Raw genomic sequence first — 3,454 nt, forward strand, 5'->3', positions numbered from 1 at the left:
GAGCGGCGCGGGCCGCGCTCTGGCTGCCCGGCCTATCCAAATCGGGTGTCACCCCGGCAAATCCTTTACGGCGCATGCGTCGTTTGACTCGCTTGCTTGCGGCTCCGTCGCATAGCTCTCGCCTTCCATCAGGATCAGCTGGCCGGCACGGGTATCGAGCCGCCAGGGCTCCAGGCGGCGCAGTGCGCTTTGGCCCAGCAGGAGCGGTGACTTCAGACTGCCGACGATGGCCTCCACGTCCCGGAGCTGTTGGGAGCCGACCTGCAGCGAGCAGAGCACCACGCGTCGCTGCTGAACCACCGAGCCATCGGCGAGCTTGAACTCCTGCGCGTTGCCCTCCTGTGTCGTGGTCAGCGTGCCGGTGCGCTTGAGCGTCAGGGCCACGTCGGCCGGGATCATCACGTAGGCGGCGCCGGTATCCAGCACCAAGTCCATCTGCAGTACGCCGTTGAGCTGCACAGGCACGCTGTAGACGCCGCCGTCCGGGGTAACCGGGACTTGCTCCATCGCGGCTACTGTGGGCGCAACTATCAACAGGGCAGCCGACAGCCAGCGGCGGCGGATCGGCCGACTTGACGAAATGCTGCTCACTGGATCCAGTCCTCGCGCTCGTCTTGTTGCTCTCGGCGCTGCGCTGCTCGGCGCTGCGCGAACGCCAGCGCCTCCCACGCCCGCGGCGGCACGGGCTCTGTCTTCACCCGCGCCCACCAGGTGATGAAGCCACGCCAGAAGGCGACCTCGTCGTTTGGGTGGTCGTCGGCCGCGCGGGACTCCACGGTGGGCGGCTAGGCGCCGGGGGCTTCTTCGGTGATCTCCGCGAGCACCTGTTGCGTGGTGTGCTCGCAGGCGGAGAGGCTGACCTGCAGGACACCCACAGCATCGCGCAGCAACTGGAGTTTCTCGCCCACGCGGGGCTCCAAACCCTGCAAATGCGCTGCATAGCGCAGCCCGCGCTCGATGTCGGCCACCAGGCGATGGGTGTCGGCCATCACCTGCAGGGTCTCAAAGCCCCAGTTGGGAAGCGCCTGGCGATAGGTTTGACGGTCCTTGGTCTGCATGGATCAGCTCGCTCTGCTGGTGACAATGGATTCGGGGTGCAGCAGCGCGTGGTGGCTCGCTGTTCTTGCGCTGACTTGCTGCCGCTATCGCCGCCCCGCCGGCGCCGCCCTCGGTGCGGTTGTGCGCAGCACTTGGCGTGGAGAGGAGTCTAGGCCGGCGCAGCGGTGCACGGCTTGTCGTGGACCGCCAATCAGTTGACCTGACGCGCCAACTGCAACGGGCAGCCAAAGGCTCGAGCCTGAGTGCTGTCAGGCCGCTGTATCGCGGGCGGCGCTTGGCGGCTGGCCGGTCCAGCGGCGAAAGGCGCGTGAGAAGGCAGATTGCTCGGAGAAACCAAGCAGGAAGCTGATCTCGCTGAGGGAACGGGTGGGGTCGGTGACGTACTGCTCGGCCAGCTCGCGCCGGACGGCGTCCAGCGTCTCGGAAAAGCTGGTGCCGGCCTCGGAGAGCCTGCGGTGCAGGGTCCGTGCGCTCATGAACAGGTCTCTGGCGATGAGGTCGGCACTGGGTGCCCCCGAGGGCAGGTGCTCGATAATGGCCGTCTTGACCCGGGAGACGACATCGCCGTGGTCGAGCGTGCGGAGAGTGTCGGTGAGCATCGCATCGTTCGCGATGGCCAGCTCGCGGCTGGCCGCCGGCAGCGGTGCCTCGGCCAAGGCCCTGTCCAGCACAAGCTCCGGCTGCGGTGCGTCGAAATGCACGGGACAGCGGAAGAGCCCGAAAAATTCTCCCCGGCAGCTCGGTGCCGCGTGGGTCACGCTCACCTCGGCGGGACTGAAGCTTGCGCCATAGGCTTCGCGACAGAGGCCGAAGACGACTGCCAGACGCGCGTCCTGCAAGGCGGACACTTCCGTGATCTCGTGGTCGGTGACCTGATAGGTCAGGCGGAGATGGTCGGTGTCCTGCGTCGCTTCGAAGCGGACGGCGGGATCGACAACGGCGTTGTAGCGCACGACGCGCTCGATCGCGGTTTTCAGCGTGCGGCTGGCGAGGAACGCATAGCCCAGGGCATGGAAGTCGGTGGGCCGCCAGATCTCCGCTGACAGCAGGCCGAAACAGGGGTTGTCGATCAGCCGTGCCGCTAGCGCCCAGGCGGCGCGGGCCTTGGCATCCGCATAGCGTGCGCGTGAGTCGTGCAGATCGTTCGGATCGAGACCAGCCTCGCGGAAGACGTGCTCGGGGTCGACGCCGTGGCGCTCGAGCAGGCGCCATAGGATACGTGCGGCGGAGGCGAGCAGGGTTGCATTCATGTCAGGTGTCTCGCGGATACACTCAGCCCCGGCATTGGTGTCTGTGCGAGCGCCGCCTGTGCACCTCGGGTGATCACGCAGCGGCCCAGGTGGAAGTTTGGCTCCACTATCGGTCTCCTATCCGATGGCTCTCTGAGCGGGGCGTTCACTCCGCGAACGTACGCCAAGGAGATGCTGATTTATTGGGCATCCTGCCCAAAAACCAGACGGAGCCGGGCCTGTCCAGACCTTGGGCGGTTTCCCGGCTCCTTCATTGTCAGCGACTTACGTCGCCGAAAATGGCGGGGCGTCCTGCCCCGGACGGGAAGCGCCAATAAATCAGCGCTTCCCTAACGCCACGATACCGATCAATACCCGCAGACTAAGCCAGAAATCCCACCCTTGCCGGCGTCTGTCTTTGACACCAATTCGCCAAAAAACTCATCGTCGTATATCCTGCACGGCTTTTCGTTGAACGCTTGCGCGATCTGCGCCATTCCAGCAATCACTTTCCAGGAGATGAAGAATGTCGAAGCGGCAGACATCCGAGCCCCAGTCCGTTGACGAGATCCAGGCACAGCTAGCGCAGCTCGAAGCCAACGAGAATGCCCTGCGAGAGGCGTTGCGTGAGCAGCAGGCCGCCGAGTTTTCCGCATTCATCGGCGAGCTTCGCGAGCAGATCGATGCGCGCGGCTACAGCCTGGACGATGTGGTGGCCCGGTTGAGCAAGGGTCGTCGCGGACGGTCTGCCAAGAGGGCTGCGGGCGGCGTGTCCCGCTATGTGGACCCGGATAACCCGGAGCGGACCTACTCGCGTGGACCGCTGCCCACCTGGCTGCGTGAGAAGATGGAAGCTGCTGGTTATGATCCAGCAAACAAGGCGCACCGTGAGGAGTTCAAGTCGACCCATCTGCGACTGGCGGCATAACCCGATGCAGCCTTGGTCTCAGGCATTGCAGCGATCACCCTTCTCCGCTTAATGGGCTTGGGCCGGTGCCCCTCGGCCCAGAGCCAAGCTGCCGGTCCAGGTTGATGGCCAACTCTCGGAGTCTGCGGCGAAGCCGCGGGCGTCTTCCGCGGGCACGCTGCGGCCAAACACGCGCGCAGCTAAGGAAGCGCCGATTTATTGGCGCTTCCCGTGCGGGGCAGGATGCCCCGCCATTTTC

5 protein-coding genes are annotated in these 3,454 nt (G+C 65.4%); 1 reads left to right on the forward strand and 4 read right to left on the reverse strand.

Annotation, left to right across the window (positions count from 1 at the left end; genetic code table 11):
- Positions 1 to 48 precede the first annotated feature (48 nt).
- From I6U14_RS17515 to I6U14_RS17530, 4 genes are all read right to left on the reverse strand, one after another.
- Positions 49 to 507, reverse strand: a complete 459-nt coding sequence (locus I6U14_RS17515; protein WP_296901081.1) for a retropepsin-like aspartic protease — start codon at positions 505 to 507, stop codon at positions 49 to 51.
- An 80-nt stretch (positions 508 to 587) separates the two neighbouring features.
- Positions 588 to 776 (reverse strand): hypothetical protein, encoded by a 189-nt coding sequence (locus tag I6U14_RS17520; protein WP_296901082.1) that lies wholly within the window; start codon positions 774 to 776, stop codon positions 588 to 590.
- Positions 777 to 785: 9 nt separating this feature from the next.
- Complete coding sequence (locus I6U14_RS17525; protein ID WP_296901083.1) at positions 786 to 1,058, reverse strand: hypothetical protein; 273 nt, start codon at positions 1,056 to 1,058, stop codon at positions 786 to 788.
- Between the two features lie 249 nt (positions 1,059 to 1,307).
- Positions 1,308 to 2,309 (reverse strand): AraC family transcriptional regulator, encoded by a 1,002-nt coding sequence (locus I6U14_RS17530; RefSeq protein ID WP_296901084.1) that lies wholly within the window; start codon positions 2,307 to 2,309, stop codon positions 1,308 to 1,310.
- Positions 2,310 to 2,814: 505 nt separating this feature from the next.
- Between I6U14_RS17530 and I6U14_RS17535 the strand changes: the two genes are divergently transcribed.
- Positions 2,815 to 3,216, forward strand: coding sequence for an H-NS histone family protein (locus tag I6U14_RS17535; RefSeq protein WP_296901085.1), 402 nt, complete (start codon positions 2,815 to 2,817; stop codon positions 3,214 to 3,216).
- Positions 3,217 to 3,454 lie beyond the last annotated feature (238 nt).

Source organism: Thiohalocapsa sp. (genome assembly GCF_019695415.1).
GTDB lineage: Bacteria > Pseudomonadota > Gammaproteobacteria > Chromatiales > Chromatiaceae > Thiohalocapsa.

What these genes read in the sequence shown, in the direction of transcription:
- I6U14_RS17515 (WP_296901081.1), bottom strand. Translation starts at nt 507, where the DNA reads ATGGAGCAAGTCCCGGTTACCCCGGACGGCGGCGTCTACAGCGTGCCT.
- I6U14_RS17525 (WP_296901083.1), bottom strand. Translation starts at nt 1,058, where the DNA reads ATGCAGACCAAGGACCGTCAAACCTATCGCCAGGCGCTTCCCAACTGG.
- I6U14_RS17530 (WP_296901084.1), bottom strand. Translation starts at nt 2,309, where the DNA reads ATGAATGCAACCCTGCTCGCCTCCGCCGCACGTATCCTATGGCGCCTG.
- I6U14_RS17535 (WP_296901085.1), top strand. Translation starts at nt 2,815, where the DNA reads ATGTCGAAGCGGCAGACATCCGAGCCCCAGTCCGTTGACGAGATCCAG.